A 19,921-nucleotide genomic window follows, 5' to 3' on the forward strand; every position below is an offset into this window, starting at 1 on the left:
CGTTTTCCACGCATCCAGAGGTCACCATGTCCAGTCTTGCCTATCGCCGCATCCTGCTGAAAGTTTCCGGGGAGGCGCTGATGGGAGACGAGGACTACGGCATCGACCCCAAGGTCATCAATCGCCTGGCCCGTGAGGTCATCGAAGCCCAGCAGGCTGGCGCGGAAGTGGCCCTGGTCATCGGCGGCGGCAACATCTTCCGCGGCGCCGGCCTGGCGGCCGGCGGCATGGACCGCGTCACCGGCGACCAGATGGGCATGCTGGCCACCGTGATCAACGCGCTGGCCATGCAGGACGCGCTGGAGAAGCTCGGCGCCAAGGCGCGCGTGATGAGCGCCATCAAGATCAACGACGTGTGCGAGGACTACATCCGCCGCCGCGCCATCCGCCACCTGGAGAAGGGCCGGCTGGTGATCTTCGCGGCCGGCGTCGGCAGCCCGTTCTTCACCACCGATTCCGGCGCTGCCCTGCGCGCCATCGAGATCGGCGCGGACCTGCTGCTGAAGGCCACCAAGGTGGACGGCGTGTACGACAAGGACCCCAACAAGTACAGCGATGCGGTCCGCTTCGACAGCCTGACCTACGACGAAGTGATCCGCCGCGGCCTGGAAGTGATGGACACCGCCGCCTTCGCCCTGGCGCGCGACAGCGACCTGCCGCTGCGCGTGTTCGACATGGGCCAGCCGGGCGAACTGCTGAAGATCCTGCACGGCGACAACATCGGCACCCTGGTGCGCGGTCGCGACCAGGCTGCCTGAACGACGTAGTCATCCCGGCAGCCGGCCCGTGGCCGCGCCTGCCGGGTGCAGGTACCTGCGGGCGTCGGCCAACGACCGGCCCCGATAAGGCGGGCTGCCCCCTTATTCGCCTATAATCGTCCGATTACCAGCTACATCCAGGATTCGGGCGATGCTCAACGATATCAAGCAGGACGCGCAGACGCGCATGGCCAAGAGCATCGATGCTCTGAAGCACACCCTGACCTCCATCCGCACCGGCCGCGCCTCGCCGGCGCTGCTGGACCGCATCACGGTCAAGGCTTACGGCACCGACACCCCGCTGAACCAGGTCGCCTCGATCAGCGTGTCCGAAGGCCATTCCCTGGTCATCACCCTGTTCGACAAGGGCATGATCAAGGACGTCGAGAAGGCCATCTACGCCTCCGACCTCGGCCTGACCCCGAACGTGGCCGGCACCGTGATCCGCCTCAACCTGCCGCCGCCGACCGAAGAGCGCCGCAAGGAGCTGGGCAAGCAGGTGCAGAAGGAAGGCGAAGGCGCCAAGATCGCCATCCGCAACATCCGCCAGGACGCCAACAAGGCCATCGCCACCCTGATCAAGGACAAGGCGATCAGCGAAGACGACAAGAAGCGCGGCGAAGACGACATCCAGAAGTTGACCGACAAGTCGATCAAGGACGTCGATAGTGTCGTGGCCGAAAAAGAAAAGGAACTGATGTCGGTCTGAGCCCCATGTCCCAGGCCCCGACCTCCAGCACCCCTGCGGCCATCCCGCGCCACGTTGCCATCATCATGGATGGCAACGGGCGGTGGGCGCAGAAGCGACGCCGCCCGCGTCTGATCGGCCATCGGGCCGGCGCGCGAGCGGTCAACCGCACCATCGATTTCTGCCTGGAACGCGGCATCGCCGCGTTGACCCTGTTTGCCTTCTCCAGTGAAAACTGGGGCCGGCCAACCGACGAGGTCGACGCGCTGATGAAGCTGTTCCTCAATGCGCTCGACCGCGAAGTGGACGAGCTGCATCGGCGGGGCGTGCGCGTGCGTTTCATCGGCGAACGCGAGCGCTTCGGCGCCGGGCTGGTCAGCCGCATGCAGCTGGCCGAACAGCGCACCGCCGACAACCGCGCGATGACCCTGAACATCGCCGCCAGCTATGGCGGCCGCCAGGACATCGCCCGCGCGGCGCGCGAACTGGCCGCAGAGGTGGCCGCCGGCCGCCTGCTGCCCGAACAGATCGACGAAGCGATGCTGTCCAGCCGGGTTGCCCTGGCCGACCTGCCGCCGCCGGACCTGTTCATCCGCACCGGCGGCGACACCCGCATCAGCAATTTCCTGCTGTGGCAGCTGGCGTATACCGAATTGTGGTTCACCGACGTGCTGTGGCCCGAGTTCGACGCCGCCGTCCTGCAGCAGGCGCTCGACGCCTATGCCGCCCGTGAACGCCGCTTCGGCCTGACCAGCGCCCAGATCGCCGCCCTGGCCACCGAGACGTCCACCCCATGACCAAGACCCGAGTCATCGCCGCGCTGATCATGGCGCCGGTCGCCATCGCGGCCATCCTGCTGCTGCCGACCCAATGGCTGGCCGCCGCTGCCGCCGCCGTGTTCCTGATCGGCCTGTGGGAATGGCTGAAGCTGGCCGACGTGGACGACACCCTCGCCCGCACCGTGCTGCTGGTGCTGAACCTGCTGCTGATGGTGCTGATGGTGTGGGCCGGCGACGGCTCGCTGGTGCTGTACCAGATCGCCGCGCTGGTCGGCATCGCCTGGTGGCTGATGGCGCTGCTGTGGCTGCGCTTCTTCACCTTCGGGGCCAGCCCGAGCAGCCCGGCGCGTGCGCTGAAGCTGCTGGCCGGCACCCTGGCCATCGTGCCGGCGTGGGCTTCGCTGGTGCTCATCCATGCCAGCGGCAGCAACGGCCACCTGTGGCTGCTGACGGCACTGGCCGTGGTCTGGGCGGCCGATTCGGGCGCCTACTTCGCCGGCCGCACCTTCGGCCGCACCAAGCTGGCCCCGCGGATCAGCCCCAACAAGACCTGGGAAGGTCTGGGCGGCGGCATGGTGGCCGGCCTGGCGGTTGCGCTGGGCTTTGGCTACATGGCCGGCATCGACAACGCCCACGTGCTGGGCCTGATCATCACCGCCGTGGTGACCGTGTTCGCCTCGGTACTGGGTGACCTGTACGAGAGCCTGATCAAGCGCCACGCCGGCGCCAAGGACTCGGGCCACATCATTCCCGGCCACGGTGGCGTGCTGGATCGCATCGACGGCGTGCTTGCCGCCCTGCCCGTGTTCGCACTGGGCAAGGAAATCTTCGGATTCTGAACATGGTCAGCGATACCGCTCCCCGCCGGGTCGCCGTGTTCGGCGCCACCGGCTCGATCGGCGCATCGGCGCTGGATGTGATCGCGCGTCATCCCGACCGCTACCGCGCCAGCGTGCTGGCGGCCGGGCGGCAGGTGGAGGCGCTGGTGGCGCTGTGCGTGCAGCATCGGCCCGACCATGCCGTGATCGCCGACGACACCCTGTTCGCCGCGCTGCGTGACGGCCTGCGCGACGCCGGGCTGCCTACCCGGGCGCATGCCGGCGCAGCCGCGCTGGACCAGCTCGCCGCCAGTGCCGAATGCGACACCTTGGTCGCCGCCATCGTCGGCGCCGCCGGGCTGTCCTCGACCCTGGCCGCCGCCACGGCGGGCAAGCGCATCCTGCTGGCCAACAAGGAGTCGCTGGTACTGGCCGGCGAGCTGCTGATGCGCCAGGCCGCTGCCGCCGGGGCCGAGATCATCCCGATCGACAGCGAACACAGCGCGATCTTCCAGTGCCTGCGCTCGCGCGATGCCAGCCTGGAGGGCGCCGGCGTCCGCCGGATCCTGCTGACCGCCTCGGGCGGCCCCTTCCGTGGGCGCAGCCGCGCCGAACTGGGCCAGGTCACCCCGGCGCAGGCCGTGGCGCACCCGAAGTGGTCGATGGGGCCGAAGATCTCGGTCGATTCGGCGACGTTGATGAACAAGGGCCTTGAAGTCATCGAGGCCCACCACCTGTTCGGCGTCCCAGGCGAGCGCATCGAGGTGCTGGTGCACCCGCAGAGCCTGGTGCATTCGCTGGTCGAGTTCGTCGACGGCTCCACGCTGGCCCAGATGGGCCTGCCGGACATGCGTACCACCCTGGCCGTGGGCCTGGGCTGGCCGCAGCGGATCGAATCCGGGGTCGGCGGGCTGGACCTGCTGACCCAGGGACGGCTGGATTTCGAGGCGCCCGACACCGACGCCTTCCCCTGCCTGGGCCTGGCCTGGCAGGCCATGGCGGCCGGCGGTACCGCGCCGGCCATCCTCAATGCCGCCAATGAAGTGGCGGTTTCAGCATTTCTTCAGGGAAAAGTCGCTTTCCTTGCCATTCCGGCGCTGGTGGCTAACGCTCTGTCAACATTGTCGGTCGAGTCCGCCGATACACTGGCGGTCCTGCTGGCTGCCGACCAGCGCGCCCGCCTGATCACCCAAGCCGCCATCGACCACGCCTGAATGCCCTTCCCGCCTCTCTCCAGTGCTGTCCACCATGGGTGAATTCATCGGATCTGTCTGGTGGATGATCGTCAGCCTCGGCCTGCTGGTGACGTTCCATGAATTCGGCCACTACTGGGTGGCGCGCCGCTGTGGGGTGAAGGTGCTGCGGTTCTCGGTCGGTTTCGGCCGCCCGCTGTGGATGCGGCGCAACCGCGCCGGCACCGAGTTTGCCATCGCCGCGATCCCGCTCGGCGGCTACGTGAAGATGCTCGACGAGCGCGAAGTCGAGGTGCACCCGCACGAGCGCGACCAGGCCTTCAACCACAAGAGCGTGTGGCAGCGCATCGCGATCGTGGCCGCCGGCCCGGCCGCCAACCTGCTGCTCTGCATCGCCCTGCTGTGGGCGATGTTCGTGCTCGGCAAACAGGACTACTCCCCCACCATCGGCCGCACCAGCGGCATGGCCCAGGCCGCCGGGCTGCAGTCGGGCGACCGGCTGATCAGCGTGGACGCGCGCAGCGTGGTCACCGCCGGCCAGGCCAGCATGGCGCTGACCACCGCCGCCATGGACCGCCACGACGCCCGCCTGGAAGTGCTCGACGCGCAGGACCGGGTACAGACCCGGGTACTGCCGCTGTCGCAGTTGCCGCAAGGCTTCGACGAGCGCCGCGTGCCGGTGCTGGCCGGGCTGACCTGGCAGTTCTGGCTGCAGCCGGCGCTGGTCGAAAAGGTCGTGCCGGACTCGGCCGCCCAGGGCGTGCTGCTGCCGGGCGACCTGATCGTGGCCGTGGACGGCCAGCGCATCGACGCCATCGACCAGGTGTTCACCGAAATCCACACCCTGGGCAAGCGCGGCGGCCCGGGCATGATCGAAGTGCTGCGCGGCGGCGAGCGCCTGGCCCTGGAAATCACCCCGCGCCAGGGCAAGGACGGCCGTGGCCAGCCCACCTGGCAGATCGGGATCGGCTTTGCCCAGTCCAGCGCGCCGGCCTATGACGCCGAACTCAAGTACGGGCCGCTTGCGGCACTGCCGGTCGCCCTGCGTGAAGCCGCCCGCATGGCCGGTGATTCGCTGGGCATGATGCGCCGGATCGTCACCGGCAACGCCTCGCTGCAGAACATTTCCGGCCCGGTCACCATTGCCCGCGTGGCCAATGTGTCGGCCCAGCGGGGGCTGGACTGGTTCCTGTTCTTCCTGGCCCTGCTGTCGCTGAGCCTGTGCATCATCAACCTGTTGCCCATCCCCATCTTGGACGGCGGGCACCTGCTGTATTACCTTATTGAGTTGGTCAAGGGCAGCCCGCTGAGCGAGCGCGCCATGGCTGCCGGCCAGTACGTCGGGCTGGCGCTGCTGGCCGGGCTGATGGGGTTGGCGTTCTACAACGACATCCTCGGCCTGGCCGCGCGATGAACTTTTTCCCTTTTGTCGTCGTCTTATGCGCCGGCATCCCGCAACATTGCATTCGACTCCAACCGGACGTGACATGACGCGACTCCCCAATCGCCGCCTGCTTGCCCTTGCACTCGCCGCCGGTTTCGGCGCGCCCGCCCTGGCCCAGGCAGCCGAGCCCTTCACCGTCAGCGACATCCGTGTCGATGGTCTGCAGCGCATCACCTCCGGTACCGTGTTCACCTACCTGCCGGTGGAACGTGGCGAAACCCTGACCGACAACAAGGTCGGCGAGAGCATCCGTGCGCTGTACAAGACCGGCTTCTTCGAAGACGTGCAGCTGGATCGCCAGGGCGACATCCTGGTGGTCACGGTCAAGGAGCGCCCGGCGATCAACAAGTTGACCGTCACCGGCAACAAGGACATCAAGAGCGACCAGCTGCTCAAGGGCCTGAGCGACATCGGCCTGACCGAGGGCGGCACCTTCGACCGCCTGAGCCTGGACCGCGTGACCCAGGAACTTCGCCGCCAGTACAACGACCGCGGCAAATACAACGTGGACATCACCCCCACGGTGAGCCCGCTGGACCGCAATCGCGTGGACATCACGATCGCGATCAAGGAAGGCAAGGCCGCCAAGATCCAGCACGTCAACCTGGTGGGCACCGAGAAGTTCGCCTCCGAAGACATCCTGGAAACCTGGGAATCCAAGGAGCACAACTGGGCCTCGTGGTACCGCCGCGATGACCAGTACTCCAAGGAAAAGCTGTCCGGCGACCTGGAAAAGCTCAATTCCTGGTACCTGGACCGCGGCTACGTGGACTTCAGCGTCGATTCCACCCAGGTCTCGATCAGCCCCGACAAGCGCGACATGTTCATCACCGCCGGCGTGACCGAAGGTGAGCAGTACAAGATCTCCGAGATCAAGGTCACCGGCGACACCATCCTGCCGCAGGAAGATGTCGAGCGCATGGTGATCCAGAAGTCCGGCGACACGTTCTCGCGTGCGTTGCTGGAATTCAGCTCGGACGCGATCACCAACTCGCTGTCCAACATCGGTTACGCCTTCGCCAAGGTGAACCCGATCCCGACCAGCAACCGCGCCGACCGTACCGTGGCGATCAACATGCAGGTCGTGCCGGGCCCGCGCGTGCAGGTGCGTCGCATCACCTTCAAGGGCAACACCCGCACCTCCGACGAAGTGCTGCGTCGTGAAATGCGCCAGTTCGAAAACAGCTGGTACTCGCAGGCCGCGATCGATCGTTCCAAGATCCGCCTGCAGCGCCTGGGCTACTTCGAATCGGTCGACGTCGAGACCCCGCCGGTCACCGGCAGCAACGACCAGGTCGACGTGGTCTATAACGTCAAGGAAACCACGTCGGGCAGCTTCGTGTTCGGCCTGGGCTATTCGCAGTCCTACGGCATGACCACCTCGGTGCAGTTGTCGCAGAACAACTTCCTCGGCGGCGGCAACCGCGTGTCGGTCGAAGCGTCGCGCAGCAGCTACCTGCAGCGTTACGGCTTCAGCTACACCAACCCGTACTTCACCGATGACGGCGTGTCGCTGGGCTACAACCTGTCCTGGCGCGAACTGGATTACTCCGACTTCAACACCGCCCAGTACAACAGCACCAACCGTTCGGCGCAGATGGTGTTCGGCGTGCCGATCACCGAGAACGACACGGTCTCGCTGATGGTCGGTATCGACAGCAACCAGATCAACACCTACCAGGGCTCGACGCCGCAGTCGATCATCGATTACATCGATGCCATCGGCACCAAGACGTTCCACTCCTGGCGCACCGAACTGGGCTGGGCGCGCGATACCCGCAACGATTACTTCATGCCGACCCGCGGTACCTATCAGCGCATCGGCCTGGAAACGACCCTGCCGGGCTCGACGATCGAGTACTACAAGCTCAACTACCAGTTCTCCAAGTACTGGCCGATCCTCCCCTCGCTGGTCATCAACACCCGTGCCGAAATCGGCTACGGCGACAGCTATGGCAAGGACATCACCCGCGACCTCTGCTACACCGCACCGACCGCGGCCAACCCGAATCCGACCCAGACGGTGGACTGCAACTCCGCCTCGGCCGATTACGTGAAGACCGTCACCGCCACCGGCCTGCCGTTCTACGAGAACTTCTACGCCGGCGGTACCAACTCGGTGCGCGGCTTCGAGGACAACACGCTCGGTCCGCGCTCGGAGGCGAACAACAGCTACTACAACGGCCAGCCGCTGGGTGGTTCGGTGAAGACCGTTGGCTCGGTCGAAGCCTACTTCCCGCGTCTGTTCGACAGCCCGTCGGCCCGTATCTCGGCCTTCGTGGACTTCGGCAACGTGTACGACGGCAGCAAGAACTTCAAGGCCAACGAACTGCGCGTGTCCACCGGTGTGGCCCTGCTGTGGCGCGCCCCGGTCGGCCCGATCTCGATCAGCTATGCGTTCCCGCTGAAGAAGGAAGACGGCGACGAGATCGAGCGTCTGCAGTTCACGTTTGGTGGTCAGTTCTGACCGACGAAGCTAAATTGCCCAAGGTTTGCGTTGCAAACCTTGGGGCCCACGATGCTTCCTATCCCCCGCGCCGTTGGCGCGGCCCCCTTAACAGAAGGGGGCCTTTCCACCAGATGCGCTACGAGACGCCGGGCTTTGCCCGGCGTTTTCGTTTGTGGGGTATCGGCCATTGGCCGGCTGCGCGGGATGGTGGGAATTCCGTGCCGACCAACGGTCGGCACCTACCGCCGCGTGGGATCGGATCTGCTGGGGAGCCGGCCAGCGGCCGACACCACTGGCGGCGTGGCCGATCCGCCTGACAGCGGTAGTGCCGGCCGCTGGCCGGCTCCACGGAAACCCGATCCGACGCGCCGGTAGCTGCCGACCGTTGGTCGGCACGGCCCTTCAACCACCGCGCGGAGCCGGCCAGCGGCCGGCACTACCGTCGCGCTTGCGACCCGCCACTGGGCAAAGGCCGATAGTCCGCCGGTAGGCAAGCCCCCGCCCCGCATGACCGAACCTGCGCCACACGGTAAACTTCCGCCGTGAATACTCCTACCTACACCGCCCAGCAACTCGCCGAGCAGTTCGGCCTGCAGGTCCATGGCGACGGCAGCACCGCCATCCATGGCGTGGCCACGCTTGCCCATGCCGGCCCCGGCCAGCTCACCTTCCTTGCCAACCCGCGCTACCGGGCCCAACTGGCTGACAGCCAGGCCGGCATCGTGGTGCTGCGCGCCGAGGACGCCGAGGCCGCCCCCGGCAGCGCCCTGATCGCCAAGGACCCGTACACCACCTTCGCCAAGATCGGTGCGCTGTTCGACATCGCCCCGGCGCGACCGCCCGGCATCCATCCCAGCGCCGTCATCGACCCCAGCGCCCAGGTCGCCGCCAGCGCCCACATCGGCCCGTTCGTCAGCATCGGCGCCGGCAGCGTCGTGGGCGAGAACTGCATCATCGGCACCGGCAGCATCATCGGTGAGAACTGCACCCTGGACAGCGGCTGCGAACTGATCGCCCGGGTCACCCTGGTGACCCGCGTCAAGCTTGGCAAGCGCGTGCGCATCCATCCCGGCGCCGTGCTGGGCGCCGACGGCTTCGGCTTGGCCATGGATGCCGGCAAGTGGATCAAGGTGCCGCAGCTGGGCGGCGTACGCATCGGCGACGACTGCGAAATCGGCGCCAACACCTGCGTCGACCGCGGCGCCCTGGAAGACACCATCCTCGACGAGGACGTGCGCCTGGACAACCTGGTGCAGATCGCCCACAACGTCCAGATCGGCGCCCATTCGGCCATCGCTGGCTGCACCGGCATCGCCGGCAGCGCCAAGATCGGCCGCTACTGCCTGCTCGGCGGGCATGTGGGCGTGGTCGGCCACCTCGAAATCTGCGACAAGGTCGTCATCACCGGCAAGTCGGTGGTGCGCAACTCCATCCACGAGCCGGGTGAGTACTCCTCCGGCACCCCATTGACCGACAACCGCACGTGGCGCAAGAACGCCGCGCGCTTCAAGCAGCTGGACGCCCTCGCACGTCGGGTCCTGGCTGCTGGCAAGGAGAAAGAATGAACGACACGCTGCAGCTCCCGATCGACATCACCCAGATCCAGGAGCTGATCCCCCACCGCTACCCGTTCCTGCTCGTGGACAAGGTGGTCGAACTCGACGTCGACACCAAGCAGATCGTGTGCCAGAAGAACGTCAGCTACAACGAACCGTACTTCCAGGGCCACTTCCCGGGTCGCCCGATCATGCCCGGCGTGCTGATCATCGAAGCATTGGCCCAGGCCGGTGGCGTGATGACCCAGCTGACCCTGGGGCGTGACGCGCAGTCCAAGCTGTTCTACATGGTCAAGGTCGAAAACGCCCGCTTCAACAAGCAGGTTATCCCCGGCGACGTGCTCATGCTGCATGTGCAGATGAAGCGCCTGATCCGCAACATGGGCTGGTACTACGGCGAAGCCCGGGTCAACGGCGAAGTCGTGGCCAGCGCGGAAGTCATGTGCGCCGGCGCCAAGGGCTGAGCCACCACGGAGGCAGGAATGACTGACAACGCACCACGGATCCATCCCACGGCAGTGATCGAGGAAGGCGCGCGCCTGGCCGACGACGTCCAGGTCGGCGCCTTCACCCTGATCGGTGCCGATGTCGAGATCGGCGCCGGCACCGTGATCGGTCCGCACTGCTCGATCCACGGCCCGACCCGCATCGGCCGCAACAACCGCTTCATCGGCCACGCCGCGATCGGCGGCGAACCGCAGGACAAGAAGTACCGCGCCGAGCGCACCGAACTGGTGATCGGCGACGGCAACGTCATCCGCGAGTTCGTCACCATCAACCGCGGCACCGAAGGCGGCGGCGGCATCACCACCGTCGGCGACGACAACTGGATGCTGGCCTACACCCACGTGGCCCACGACTGCCACGTCGGCAGCCACTGCGTGTTCTCCAACAACACCACGCTGGCCGGCCACGTGAGCGTGGGCGACTACGTGATCATCAGCGGCTTCGCCGGTGCGCACCAGTTCTGCCGGATCGGCGCGCATGCCTTCCTGGGGATGGGCGCGCTGACCAATGGCGACGTGCCGCCGTTCACCATGGTGGGCAGCGACTCGCTCGGCCGCCCGCGCGGCATCAACAGCGAAGGGCTGAAGCGTCGTGGTTTCGATGCCGAGCGCATCGCCAGCATCAAGCGCGCCTACCGCACCCTGTACGTGGCCGGGCTGCCGCTGGCCGAAGCCAAGGTGCAGCTGGCCGAGCAGGCCGCGCACAGCGCCGACGTCAAGGACCTGCTGGACTTCATCGAGCACGCCGAGAGGCCGCTGCTGCGATGACGGCTTCTGGCGGGCACACTCCAGCGGGCACCACCGCGCAGGTCATCGAACTGGCGGCGGTGATTGGCGCGCTGGACAACGCGGCCCTGTCGGCAACCTCGAACCGGCCGGTGCGCATCGCGCTGGTGGCCGGCGAGGCCTCCGGCGACCTGCTCGGTGCCGGGCTGGTGCGCGAGCTGAAGGCGCGCTTCCCGCATGCCGAGTTCGCCGGCATCGGCGGCGACGCGATGCGCAGCGCCGGTTGCCAGACCTGGTTCGACGCCAGCGAGCTGGCGGTGATGGGCCTGACCGAGATCCTGCGCCACCTGCCCCGGCTGCTGAAACTGCGCGGCGAGTTCCGTCGCCGTGCACTCGACTGGCAGCCGGATGTCTTCATCGGCATCGACGCCCCGGACTTCAACCTGGGCGTGGAGCGCTGGCTGAAGGAACGCGGCATCACCACGGTGCACTACGTGAGCCCGTCGGTGTGGGCGTGGCGCGAGAAGCGCGCCGAGAAGATCGGGGCCAGCGCCGACCTGGTGCTGTGCCTGTTCCCGATGGAACCGCCGATCTACGCAAAGCACGGCATCGATGCGCGCTTCGTGGGCCACCCGATGGCCGACGATATTCCGCTGCACAGCGACCGTGAGCAGGCGCGCGTGGCGCTGGGCCTGCCGTCGAATGCAAAAGTACTGGCGGTGCTGCCGGGCAGCCGCCTGGGCGAGATCGGCAAGCTGGGCGAAGCCTTCTTCGAAGCCGCCTGGCAGGTGTCCGAGCGCATTCCGGGCCTGCACGTGGTGGTGCCGGCCGCCAACCCGGCCTGCCGCCAGTTGATCAGCGAGCAGTTGTCGCGCTCGGCGTTGCCGGTGGCCTATTCGCACCTGCTCGATGGTGATGCACGCAACGCGATGATCGCCGCCGACGTGGTGGTGCTGGCGTCGGGCACGGCGACACTGGAAACGATGCTGGTGAAGCGGCCGATGGTGGTGGGCTACCGCGTGGCCGAGCTGACCTACCGGATCGTGAAGGCGCTGGGGCTGATCAAGGTGGACCGGTTCGCGCTGCCGAACATTCTGGCGGGCAAGGACCTGGCCCCGGAGTTGATCCAGCACGACTGCGTGCCGGACAAGCTGGCCGCGGCGATTCTGCAGTGGTTCGATCATCCGCAGCGCGCGATCGACCTGCAGGTCACCTACGAGCAACTGCACCTGCAACTGCGCCAGGATGCGTCGGCGCGTGCGGCCGATGCGGTGGCCGAGCTGCTGGCGCGCAAGGCGACGGCATGAGCCGGCGGCACGCGGCGGCGGCGTCGATGGCGCTGTTCGACGGGGCGGCGCTGGCCACGGTGGCACCGCGTTACGTGGCCGGGGTGGACGAGGCCGGTCGCGGTCCGTTGGCGGGGCCGGTGGCGGTGGCGGCGGTGGTGTTCTGCCCGGACCGGCCACGGTTGAACGGGCTGGACGATTCCAAACAGTTGACGGCGCTGCGGCGTGACCAGTTGTTCGACAAGATCCAGGACCGTGCGCTGGCCTTCCACGTGGTGATGGTGGAGGTGGGCGAGATCGATGCATTGAACATCTACCAGGCGACGATGCTGGGGATGCGGCGTGCGGTGGAGGGGGTGTCGCACGTGGCGCAGTTCGCGCGGATCGACGGGAACGTGGTGCCGAAGGGGCTACCCTGTCCGGCGCAGGCGCTGGTGGGCGGGGACGCGCTGGACCGGGCAATCATGGCGGCGTCGATTCTGGCCAAGGTGACGCGCGATCGTTTCATGCTGGCGTTGCACGAGGAACACCCGGAATACGGGTTCGATCAGCACAAGGGCTACGGGACGCCGGCGCATCTGGCGGCGTTGCGCAGTCACGGGCCCTGTCCGCAGCATCGCCGCAGCTTTGCACCGGTTCGCGCTTGTTTTGAGGTGGTGTAGGTTTTTTTTATGCTGCGCATGGCCGAGGCGGGAGCCATTGCAACAGCAACTTCAACTGCAACTGCAACTGCCAAAGCCGGGGGCCCGGTTGCTCACTGCTGGGGCGGTACGGTTGGGTTGGCGGGACACGCCGCAAGTACGTCCGTGTAGGCTCGTTCGCGCCATCCATGGCGCTCTACGGTCCCGCCAACCCAACCGTACCGCCCCTCGACAGACCACCGGTAGCCTTGAGTGACAGCGGCTTTTTTGGTTTCGGGGACGTTCTCTGTGAATCCAGGCATTGGGGCTTCGGCGTCGGATTCGAAGATTGGGTAATTCGGTAATTCGGTAATTGGGAATTGTGGGTATTGGGGTTTCGTCGTAGGTGCCGAGCGTTGCTCGGCACTGCCCTCCCCCCAATCGACCATCCAACCGCCCTGGCTTTGGCTCTAGCCCCTGCTCCTGCTCCCCCATGAGCACAGCCGCACTATCGGGGGTGGGGGAGGCAGGGTTGCGGGACCGTAGAGCGCCATGGATGGCGCGAACGAGCCTACAAGGACGTACTTGCGGCGTGTCCCGCGACCCTGCCTCCCCCGCCCCAGCCCTTCGGCACCCGCACACCGGGCTTCTAGCCGTTGCCGTTGCCGTTGAACTTGACCTCAAGCTTCGAAAAAAACAAAAACCAACCTGAACCCCACAACCCACCCCGTCCCCTGTAACACCCCTGTCAAGCCTTGTTCGGTCAGGCGCGCGCCGCTACCCTGACCGGGCATTACATTGGCCCGGCATGTCCACTTCCCGTTTCGTACATCTCCACGTCCACACCGAGTTTTCGCTGGCGGATTCGACCATCCGTGTCCCGGCGAAGCCGGATCAGGCTGACCCGAAGAAAGCCAAGCAGGCCAACCTGCTCAGCCGCGCGGTGGAACTCAAGCTGCCTGCCCTGGCAGTGACCGACCTGAACAACCTGTTCGCCCTGGTCAAGTTCTACAAGGCCGCCGAAACCGTGGGCATCAAGCCCATCGCCGGCGCCGACATCATGATCGCCGAAGAGGGCATGACCCCCTGGCGCATGACCCTGCTGTGCCGCGACCGCGACGGCTACCTCAGCCTCTCGCGCCTGCTCACCCGCGCCTGGATGGAAGGCCACCGCCCCGAAGGCGGCGTCGCCGTCCATCCGGACTGGCTCAAGGCCGGCTGCCACAACCTGTTTGCCCTGGCTGGCCGCGACAGCCTGGCCGGCCGCCTCGCCGGCGAAGGCCGCCACGATCTGGCCGAGCAGCAGCTCGCCGACTGGCAGCGCGTGTTCGGCGACGGCCTGCACCTGGAGCTCACCCGCACCGGGCGCGAGGGCGAAGAAGCCTTCAACCAGTTTGCCCTGCTCGCCGCAGGCCAGCGCGGCCTGCCCGTGGTGGCCAGCAACGACGTGCGCTTCCTGCAGCCGGAGGATTTCGCCGCCCACGAAGCGCGCGTGTGCATCTCCTCCGGGCGCGTGCTCGACGATCCCAAGCGCCCCCGCGACTACAGCGACCAGCAGTACCTCAAGTCGGCCGACGACATGTGCGCGCTGTTCGCCGATATCCCCGACGCGATCGACAACACCCTCGCGCTGGCCGAACGCTGCAACATCGAAATGCGCCTGGGCACCTACTTCCTGCCCAACTACCCGGTGCCCGAAGACGAAACGCTCGACAGCTGGATCTGCAGCGAATCGCGCAAGGGCCTGGAAGCGCGCCTGGAAAAGAACCCGCTGGCCGAAGGCAAGACCCGCGCCGACTACTTCGAGCGCCTGGAATTCGAGCTGGCCACCATCATCAAGATGGGCTTCCCCGGCTACTTCCTGATCGTGGCCGACTTCATCCAGTGGGGGAAGAACCAGGGCATCCCGATCGGTCCCGGCCGCGGTTCCGGTGCCGGCTCCCTGGTCGCCTGGGCGCTGCAGATCACCGATCTCGACCCGATCCCGTACAACCTGCTGTTCGAGCGGTTCCTCAACCCCGAACGCGTGTCGATGCCCGACTTCGACATCGACTTCTGCATGGACCGCCGCGACGAAGTCATCGACTACGTCGCGCGCAAGTACGGCCGCGAACGCGTCAGCCAGATCATCACCTACGGCACCATGGCCGCCAAGGCCGTGGTGCGCGACTCCGGGCGCGTGCTCGGCTTCCCGTATGGCCTGGTCGACGGCGTCTCCAAGCTGATCCCCAACATCCTGGGCATCTCGCTCAAGGACGCCATGGGCGAAGGCAAGGACTCGGAAATGGCGTCGCCGGAGCTGATCCAGCGCTACCAGAACGAAGACGACGTCCGCGACCTGATCGATCTGGCCCGCCAGCTCGAAGACCTCACCCGCAACGCCGGCAAGCACGCCGGTGGCGTGGTGATCGCGCCCGAGCCGCTGGCCGAATTCTGCCCGCTGTTCGCCGAACACGACGAAGGCGGCCGCGGCCGCAACCCGGTTACCCAGTTCGACAAGAACGACGTCGAAGAAATCGGCCTGGTGAAGTTCGACTTCCTCGGCCTGCGCACGCTGACGATCATCGACTGGGCGGTCAAGGCGATCAACAAGCGCCACGAACGCGCGGGCATTCCGCCGGTGGACATCACCGCGCTGCCGCTGGACGACGTGGCCACCTACAAGGACATCTTCGCCAACGGCAACACCGGCGCGGTGTTCCAGTTCGAATCCTCGGGCATGCGCCGCCTGCTGAAAGACGCACGCCCTGACCGCTTCGAAGATCTCATCGCGCTGGTGTCGCTGTACCGCCCCGGCCCGATGGACCTGATTCCCTCCTTCAACGCGCGTAAGCACGGGCAGGAAGAAATCATCTACCCCGATCCGCGCACCGAAGCGATCCTGAAAGACACCTACGGCATCATGGTGTACCAGGAGCAGGTGATGCAGATGGCGCAGATCGTGGGCGGTTACTCGCTCGGCGGCGCCGACCTGCTGCGCCGCGCGATGGGCAAGAAGGTGCCGGCCGAAATGGCCAAGCACCGCGAGATTTTCCGCGAAGGCGCGGCCAAGGACGGGGTGAGCGAGGCCAAGGCCGACGCCATCTTCGACCTGATGGAAAAGTTCGCCGGCTACGGCTTCAACAAGTCGCACGCCGCCGCCTACGCGCTGGTCAGCTACCAGACCGCCTGGCTCAAGCGCCATTACCCGGCCGAGTTCATGGCGGCCACGCTCTCTTCGGACATGGACAACACCGACAAGGTGGTGGGCTTCCTGGCCGAAGTGCGCAACCTCGGCCTGACCGTGCTGCCACCACGCGTGAACGAATCGGCCTACATGTTCGAAGCCTCCAGTGCCGACACCATCGTTTACGGCCTGGGCGCGATCAAGGGCGTGGGCCAAGGCGCATGCGAAGCGGTCGTGGACGAGCGCGCGCGTGGCGGCCGTTACGAATCGCTGCTGGATTTCTGCATGCGTGCCGAGTCGGGCAAGCTCAACCGGCGCACCCTGGAAGCCATGATCAACTGTGGCGCGATGGACGGCCTGGGCAAGAACCGCGCCTCGTTGATGCTGCAGCTGCCCGAAGTGCTCAAGGCCACCGACCAGATCACCCGCGAGAAGGCGTCCGGGCAGAACTCGCTGTTCGGCGCCCCCAGCCCGCAGGCTACCGCGCAGCAGCTGGACCTGCCCGAAGCCAAGGAGTGGGGGCTGAACCAGCTGCTCGACGGCGAGCGCGACACGCTCGGCTTCTACCTGAGCGGGCATCCGTTCGATCCGTACGCCGACGACGTCAAGGAACTGGTCGGCACCGACCTGGGCATGCTCGAACGCCTGATTCCCCCGGCCCGTCCCAGCAAGGACGGCGAGAAGCGCGCGTGGCGCCAGGAAACCCCGGTGATCCTGGCCGGCCAGGTGGTGGGCGTGCGGCGCAAGGGCGAAAGCCAGGTGTTCATGCAGCTGGAAGACAGCAAGGGCCGCGTGGAGTGCAGTGCCTTCACCGACGGCCTGGCCGAGTTCGGCCACCTGATGACCAAGGACCGCATCCTGATCGTCAAGGGCGGCCTGCGCGAGGACGAATTCAACGGCGGCTACGCGCTGCGCATCCGCCAGTGCTGGGACTACGAAGAGGTGTGCGCCAACTACGCCACCCGCCTGTCGCTGCGCCTGGACCTGCGCCAGGACGGCGCGGTGTGGGAGCGCGTGAACGCCCTGCTCGACCGTCACCGCCCCGGCCGCACGCCGCTGCGCATGGACCTGCTGCTGGGGTCCGAGCAGGGCCCGGTGGCCGGCATGCTCGACGTCGGCGGCGACATCGCCGTGCGGGTGGACAGCCAATTGGTGGACGCGCTGCGCGCCGACCCCGCCGTGCGCACCGTGAAGGTCCGCTACAGCCCGCCTTGGGCGAACTGATCCGCTCCACCGCTCCACGTCCCACCGTTCTTCCGCTACACAACAGGTAACCGGTTTTGATCACACGTTTTGCCGGGCTGCTGCTTGCCGCCCTTGCCCTCAGCGGCTGCACCAGCCCGTCCCAGACCTTCGAGATCGACAACCCGGGCGACACCCCGCTGACCCTGCGCATCGACGGCAACGAACTGCCGATCGCCGCGCACGCCTCGCGGCCGGTCAAGCTCAAGCCCGGCGAGCACCACCTGCAGACGCCTGCCTTGGGCGATGTGCGGTTCATCGTCTACGCCCGCGGCAAGGGCGGCCTGATCAACCCGACGCTGGGCGAGTATGTGATTGCCAGCGAGGTCTACGTCACCGGCGAAGACAAGCGGCGCCACTTCGGCACCGTGGACAACCACATCGCGCTGGGCGGGGTCGGCTTTGATGGCCCGTACAGCACGACCCACGCGCTGTTCATCGACCACGCCTGGACGTTCGGCGTGCGCGAGCCGTTCCCCGAAGAACAGACCGTGGCCCACGTGGACGAGACCGGTGGCCGGATCAACACCAAGATCTTCACCGCCGCCGACTTCATCGACTACGCCGAGGCGCGCAGCGGCCAGCCCGGCGCCTACCGACGGCAGCAGCCGGCCGGCTACCAGGCCCCGACCTACACGCTGGAGCCGGCGCCCACCGCCCTGCCCGCGCTGGACCCGGCCTTCGAACGGCATGCCGCGCCCCTGCGCGAACTGTATGCGCGCTACCTGAAGGCCACCACCGCCGACGCCCAGCTGCAGCTGCAGCAGGAGGCCTTCCAGGCGCAGATGGCCTTCACCGCCGCCACCGCCGCGCTGGGCGCGGGCCTGCCGGTGGAGGCCAACGAGGCCTACAACACCTTCGTTCAGACCCGCGGCAGCCTGATGGGCAGCGCCGCCCTGGTTGTGCCCTGAGCTGACTGGCGCGCCCCGCCTCGCTGCGCTACCGTCGGTTTCCAGACGACGGCGTACGGGGCTTTTCGGCGCATTCGGCTACACTTTCCCTCTTTTCTTCACGACGGTTTCCGATGAATCCGAACTACCTCGACTTCGAGCAACCCATCGCTGATCTGGAGGCGAAGATCCAGGACCTGCGCAGCGCCAGCGCCGGGCCTGCGGTCAATGTCGAGGCCGAGGTGCATGCCCTGCAGGACAAGCTGCGGGTGCGTACCGCGCAGATCTTCCGCAACCTGACGTCGTGGCAGGTCCTGCAGCTGGCCCGCCATCCCTCGCGCCCGTACACCGCCGACTACATCCGCATCTTCTGTGATGAATTCCAGGAGCTGGCGGGTGATCGCGCCTTCGCCGACGACAAGGCCATCATGGGCGGCCTGGCCCGCATCGGCGGCCGCTCGGTCATGCTGATCGGCCACCAGAAGGGCCGCGACACCAAGGAAAAGATCAAGCGCAACTTCGGCATGCCCAAGCCGGAGGGCTACCGCAAGGCGCTGCGCCTGATGAAGATGGCCGAACGCTTCGGCCTGCCGGTGCTGACCCTGATTGACACCGCAGGCGCCTGGCCGGGCATCGACGCCGAATCGCGCGGCCAGTCCGAGGCGATCGCCCGCAACCTGATGGAAATGGCCGAGCTGAAGGTCCCGGTGATCTGCACCGTGATCGGCGAAGGCGGCTCGGGTGGCGCGCTGGCGCTGGGCGTCGGCGACCGTACCGTGATGCTGGAGTACAGCGTGTACTCGACCATCACCCCGGAAGGCTGCGCCTCGATCCTGTGGAAGGACGCCGGCAAGGCCAAGGAAGCGGCCGAGCAGCTGGGCATGACCGCCCCGCGCCTGAAGAGCCTGGGCCTGATCGACAAGATGGTGCGCGAGCCGACCGGCGGCGCCCACCGCAACCCGAACCAGATGGGCAAGCGCCTGAAGGCCGTGCTGCTCAACGAACTGGACGCACTGCAGAAGCTGTCGGTGGACCAGCTGCTGGCCCGGCGCTACGAGCGCCTGCGCAGCTACGGCACCTACGAGACCATCTAAGCGGATTGCCGTTGCGATGCAACGAAAAAAGCCGGACGCGAAAGCGCCCGGCTTTTTTCATGCACGTGCCCCCACCAGGTAGAGCCGACCGTTGGTCGGCTGCCGTTGCGGTGGCCCAACCGTTGCGATGACCCGACCGGGTAGAGCCGACCGTTGGTCGGCTGCGGCTGCCGTTGCCGTTACCGCACCGCTGCAATCGCCCTCACCCCCCCACCACCCTCAAAACGGCTTCGCCAACACCAACCACACCACCCCAATGAACAGCACCAGCGGCAGTTCGTTGAACCAGCGCAGCGCGCGTGAGGTCGGCAGCGGCTTGCCGCGCACGTTGCCTTTCAACAACCGGCCGGTCCACGAGTAATACACCAGCAGCAGCACCACCAGGCCCAGCTTGGCGTGCAACCAGCCGGCCGCACCCGGGGCCACCATGGTCGGGAAATCGGGGATCACCTTGTACCCCAGCCACAGCACCAGGCCAAGGATCAACGCGAAGCCGAACATCATGTGGCCGAACTTGTACAGGCGCAGGCCCATCAGCTGCAGCCGCTCGGTCACCGGCAGCTGGCCGGCGGTCTCGCTCAGGTTCACCAGGATCCGCGGCAGGTAGAACACCGCCGCCATCCAGGCCACCACGAACAGCAGATGGAAGGTTTTGACCCAGTAATAGCTCTGCATGCGCTCGCTCCAGCGGCTGGCGTAGGTTGTC

At 66.8% G+C, this 19,921-nt stretch carries 16 protein-coding genes; 15 read left to right on the forward strand and 1 reads right to left on the reverse strand.

Going from position 1 to position 19,921, the window contains the following annotated elements:
• The first annotated feature begins 26 nt into the window (after positions 1-26).
• From pyrH to AC1DCJ_RS02645, 15 genes are all read left to right on the forward strand, one after another.
• On the forward strand, positions 27-758 hold the full coding sequence (gene pyrH / locus AC1DCJ_RS02575) for a UMP kinase (protein WP_038689459.1): 732 nt from the start codon (positions 27-29) through the stop codon (positions 756-758).
• 151 nt (positions 759-909) lie between these two features.
• Positions 910-1,467: a ribosome recycling factor gene (gene frr, locus AC1DCJ_RS02580; RefSeq protein ID WP_038689461.1), complete on the forward strand. Its 558-nt coding sequence runs from the start codon at positions 910-912 to the stop codon at positions 1,465-1,467.
• Positions 1,468-1,472: 5 nt separating this feature from the next.
• Positions 1,473-2,243 carry a polyprenyl diphosphate synthase gene (gene uppS, locus AC1DCJ_RS02585; RefSeq protein ID WP_038689463.1) on the forward strand — a complete coding sequence of 257 codons (771 nt, stop codon included), beginning with the start codon at positions 1,473-1,475 and terminating at the stop codon, positions 2,241-2,243.
• The gene (locus tag AC1DCJ_RS02590) at positions 2,240-3,064 is read left to right on the forward strand and encodes a phosphatidate cytidylyltransferase (protein ID WP_038689465.1); all 825 of its coding nucleotides are present in this window, start codon (positions 2,240-2,242) and stop codon (positions 3,062-3,064) included. The genes uppS and AC1DCJ_RS02590 overlap by 4 nt, the downstream gene beginning before the upstream one ends.
• A gap of 2 nt (positions 3,065-3,066) precedes the next feature.
• On the forward strand, positions 3,067-4,257 hold the full coding sequence (gene dxr / locus AC1DCJ_RS02595; protein WP_478070007.1) for a 1-deoxy-D-xylulose-5-phosphate reductoisomerase: 1,191 nt from the start codon (positions 3,067-3,069) through the stop codon (positions 4,255-4,257).
• A gap of 34 nt (positions 4,258-4,291) precedes the next feature.
• Positions 4,292-5,650 carry an RIP metalloprotease RseP gene (gene rseP, locus AC1DCJ_RS02600; protein ID WP_478070008.1) on the forward strand — a complete coding sequence of 453 codons (1,359 nt, stop codon included), beginning with the start codon at positions 4,292-4,294 and terminating at the stop codon, positions 5,648-5,650.
• A 73-nt stretch (positions 5,651-5,723) separates the two neighbouring features.
• Positions 5,724-8,147, forward strand: a complete 2,424-nt coding sequence (gene bamA / locus AC1DCJ_RS02605) for an outer membrane protein assembly factor BamA (protein ID WP_478070009.1) — start codon at positions 5,724-5,726, stop codon at positions 8,145-8,147.
• Positions 8,148-8,671: 524 nt separating this feature from the next.
• The gene (gene lpxD / locus AC1DCJ_RS02610) at positions 8,672-9,694 is read left to right on the forward strand and encodes a UDP-3-O-(3-hydroxymyristoyl)glucosamine N-acyltransferase (protein ID WP_137188994.1); all 1,023 of its coding nucleotides are present in this window, start codon (positions 8,672-8,674) and stop codon (positions 9,692-9,694) included.
• On the forward strand, positions 9,691-10,149 hold the full coding sequence (gene fabZ, locus AC1DCJ_RS02615; RefSeq protein WP_137188993.1) for a 3-hydroxyacyl-ACP dehydratase FabZ: 459 nt from the start codon (positions 9,691-9,693) through the stop codon (positions 10,147-10,149). Before lpxD ends, fabZ begins: the two co-directional genes overlap by 4 nt.
• An 18-nt stretch (positions 10,150-10,167) precedes the next feature.
• Positions 10,168-10,959: an acyl-ACP--UDP-N-acetylglucosamine O-acyltransferase gene (gene lpxA / locus AC1DCJ_RS02620; protein ID WP_038689477.1), complete on the forward strand. Its 792-nt coding sequence runs from the start codon at positions 10,168-10,170 to the stop codon at positions 10,957-10,959.
• The gene (lpxB, locus tag AC1DCJ_RS02625) at positions 10,956-12,224 is read left to right on the forward strand and encodes a lipid-A-disaccharide synthase (RefSeq protein ID WP_478070010.1); all 1,269 of its coding nucleotides are present in this window, start codon (positions 10,956-10,958) and stop codon (positions 12,222-12,224) included. Before lpxA ends, lpxB begins: the two co-directional genes overlap by 4 nt.
• On the forward strand, positions 12,221-12,865 hold the full coding sequence (locus AC1DCJ_RS02630; RefSeq protein ID WP_038689479.1) for a ribonuclease HII: 645 nt from the start codon (positions 12,221-12,223) through the stop codon (positions 12,863-12,865). The genes lpxB and AC1DCJ_RS02630 overlap by 4 nt, the downstream gene beginning before the upstream one ends.
• Positions 12,866-13,631: 766 nt before the next feature.
• The gene (gene dnaE, locus AC1DCJ_RS02635; protein WP_137188989.1) at positions 13,632-17,213 is read left to right on the forward strand and encodes a DNA polymerase III subunit alpha; all 3,582 of its coding nucleotides are present in this window, start codon (positions 13,632-13,634) and stop codon (positions 17,211-17,213) included.
• A gap of 56 nt (positions 17,214-17,269) precedes the next feature.
• Positions 17,270-18,142 (forward strand): hypothetical protein, encoded by an 873-nt coding sequence (locus AC1DCJ_RS02640; protein ID WP_478070011.1) that lies wholly within the window; start codon positions 17,270-17,272, stop codon positions 18,140-18,142.
• 113 nt (positions 18,143-18,255) lie between these two features.
• Positions 18,256-19,215 carry an acetyl-CoA carboxylase carboxyltransferase subunit alpha gene (locus tag AC1DCJ_RS02645; RefSeq protein WP_137188987.1) on the forward strand — a complete coding sequence of 320 codons (960 nt, stop codon included), beginning with the start codon at positions 18,256-18,258 and terminating at the stop codon, positions 19,213-19,215.
• A gap of 219 nt (positions 19,216-19,434) precedes the next feature.
• Here the strand turns inward: AC1DCJ_RS02645 and AC1DCJ_RS02650 are convergent, their stop codons facing one another.
• Positions 19,435-19,890: a CopD family protein gene (locus AC1DCJ_RS02650; RefSeq protein ID WP_038689489.1), complete on the reverse strand. Its 456-nt coding sequence runs from the start codon at positions 19,888-19,890 to the stop codon at positions 19,435-19,437.
• Between the last annotated feature and the right edge of the window lie 31 nt (positions 19,891-19,921).

Source organism: Stenotrophomonas sp. 10N36 (genome assembly GCF_056395005.1).

Excerpts from the sequence above, each read along its gene's own strand:
- pyrH (WP_038689459.1), top strand. The coding sequence starts at position 27 with ATGTCCAGTCTTGCCTATCGCCGCATCCTGCTGAAAGTTTCCGGGGAG.
- frr (WP_038689461.1), top strand. The coding sequence starts at position 910 with ATGCTCAACGATATCAAGCAGGACGCGCAGACGCGCATGGCCAAGAGC.
- uppS (WP_038689463.1), top strand. The coding sequence starts at position 1,473 with ATGTCCCAGGCCCCGACCTCCAGCACCCCTGCGGCCATCCCGCGCCAC.
- AC1DCJ_RS02590 (WP_038689465.1), top strand. The coding sequence starts at position 2,240 with ATGACCAAGACCCGAGTCATCGCCGCGCTGATCATGGCGCCGGTCGCC.
- dxr (WP_478070007.1), top strand. The coding sequence starts at position 3,067 with ATGGTCAGCGATACCGCTCCCCGCCGGGTCGCCGTGTTCGGCGCCACC.
- rseP (WP_478070008.1), top strand. The coding sequence starts at position 4,292 with ATGGGTGAATTCATCGGATCTGTCTGGTGGATGATCGTCAGCCTCGGC.
- bamA (WP_478070009.1), top strand. The coding sequence starts at position 5,724 with ATGACGCGACTCCCCAATCGCCGCCTGCTTGCCCTTGCACTCGCCGCC.
- fabZ (WP_137188993.1), top strand. The coding sequence starts at position 9,691 with ATGAACGACACGCTGCAGCTCCCGATCGACATCACCCAGATCCAGGAG.
- lpxA (WP_038689477.1), top strand. The coding sequence starts at position 10,168 with ATGACTGACAACGCACCACGGATCCATCCCACGGCAGTGATCGAGGAA.
- lpxB (WP_478070010.1), top strand. The coding sequence starts at position 10,956 with ATGACGGCTTCTGGCGGGCACACTCCAGCGGGCACCACCGCGCAGGTC.
- AC1DCJ_RS02630 (WP_038689479.1), top strand. The coding sequence starts at position 12,221 with ATGAGCCGGCGGCACGCGGCGGCGGCGTCGATGGCGCTGTTCGACGGG.
- dnaE (WP_137188989.1), top strand. The coding sequence starts at position 13,632 with ATGTCCACTTCCCGTTTCGTACATCTCCACGTCCACACCGAGTTTTCG.
- AC1DCJ_RS02645 (WP_137188987.1), top strand. The coding sequence starts at position 18,256 with ATGAATCCGAACTACCTCGACTTCGAGCAACCCATCGCTGATCTGGAG.
- AC1DCJ_RS02650 (WP_038689489.1), bottom strand. The coding sequence starts at position 19,890 with ATGCAGAGCTATTACTGGGTCAAAACCTTCCATCTGCTGTTCGTGGTG.